General features: G+C 64.0%; 2 protein-coding genes. Both read right to left on the reverse strand.

The window, feature by feature from the left end:
* The coding region (locus tag EOA85_RS35280) for a class I tRNA ligase family protein (protein WP_164760133.1) at window positions 1–622 on the reverse strand (622 nt) is incomplete at its 3' end.
* A gap of 216 nt (window positions 623–838) precedes the next feature.
* A partial coding sequence (locus tag EOA85_RS35285; protein ID WP_127212731.1) for a DUF2497 domain-containing protein occupies window positions 839–1,408 on the reverse strand: 570 nt, incomplete at its 5' end.

The following is a 1,408-nucleotide window of genomic DNA, read 5'->3' on the forward strand; positions in this document are numbered from 1 at the left end:
CCTCGACGGGGTAGCGGAAATGCCAGAGGTTGCCGTTGACTTCCTGCTGTTCGACCTCGAGGTCGGAAATCGCAGTCAAGAGCTTCGGGTCCCAGTTGACAAGGCGCTTGTCCTTGTAGATCAGGCCTTCCTTGTAGAGCGTGACGAACACTTCGAGCACCGCCTTGGATAGGCCCTCGTCCATGGTGAAACGTTCTCGGCTCCAGTCGGCCGAGGCCCCCAGCCGCTTCAACTGGTTGAAGATCGCGCCGCCGGATTCAGCCTTCCACTCCCAGACTTTCTCGATGAACTCGTCGCGCGTCAGGTCGCGGCGGTGGATCTGCTGCTCCATAAGCTGGCGCTCGACCACCATCTGCGTAGCGATGCCGGCGTGATCCATGCCGGGCTGCCACAGCACGTTCTTGCCGCGCATGCGCTCGAAGCGCACCAGAATGTCCTGCAGCGTGTTGTTGAGTGCATGGCCCATATGCAGCGAGCCGGTGACGTTCGGTGGCGGGATGACGATGGTGAAGGCTTCCGCGCCCTCCTCGGCGCCTGCGCCGGCACGAAACGCGTCGGCCTCCTCCCAGATTTTGGCGATCTTCGGCTCGACGATTTTGGCGTCGTAGTTTTTTTCGAGCATGGAAAGGCGTCCGAGCTGTCGGGTTTTTGCTGGTCCGGTGTAAATCGGAAGGTCTTGGCCAAGTCAACCGCGAGGCGGCAGGCGAACTGGCTCGCCTGCCATACAGATAGATCTGACAAGATCACAGGCAATGCCACTGCCGAGGCAGTAGGCATTACATCGCACCCAAAAACACCGCCAGCGGCGGCGTTCCCCATCCGTCGACCGTCCGAATTGTTACTGCGCGCCGCGCGCCACGCGCTCGATTTCTTCGCGCACCAGCCGCTCGACCAGCGTCGGAAGATTGTTGTCCAGCCAGTCCTGCAGCATGGGCCTGAGCATCTCCTCGGCCATCTCGTCGAAGGTTTTCTTGCTGCGGCTGGCGAACGCATCGGAAAGCTCGCCGAAGGCGGCGGCGACCTGCCGGCCCGTGTGTTCGGAAAGGATCGCCGGACGAGTGGACGGTGCCTCACTTGTGGCCGGGCGCGCCAACCCGCTTCGCGGCGGGGCCGGCTCGAAAGCAGGTTCGGCCGCGTCCTCGAAAACCTCGGCCTTCGGTTCGGCGTCCGGCGTCCGTCTCACCTCGGCCCTGTCCGGCTTGGCCGCGGTCATCGCTTCGCCTACTGAGGCGATCTCACGCCGCCAATCGGCCACGATGCTGTCGGTCGTCTCCGCAACCCTTCCCGTCGCAGGCGCATCCGGCTCCGGCTTGGCGGCCGGGGCCGGTTCGGCTGCAATCCTGGCACCAGCAAGCGTCACGGGCGCTTTGACCGGAGTCGGGTCGGAACGCACCGGCGGCTCCATACG

The organism is Mesorhizobium sp. M5C.F.Ca.IN.020.29.1.1 (assembly GCF_003997375.1).
GTDB classification, from domain to species: Bacteria; Pseudomonadota; Alphaproteobacteria; order Rhizobiales; family Rhizobiaceae; genus Mesorhizobium; species Mesorhizobium wenxiniae.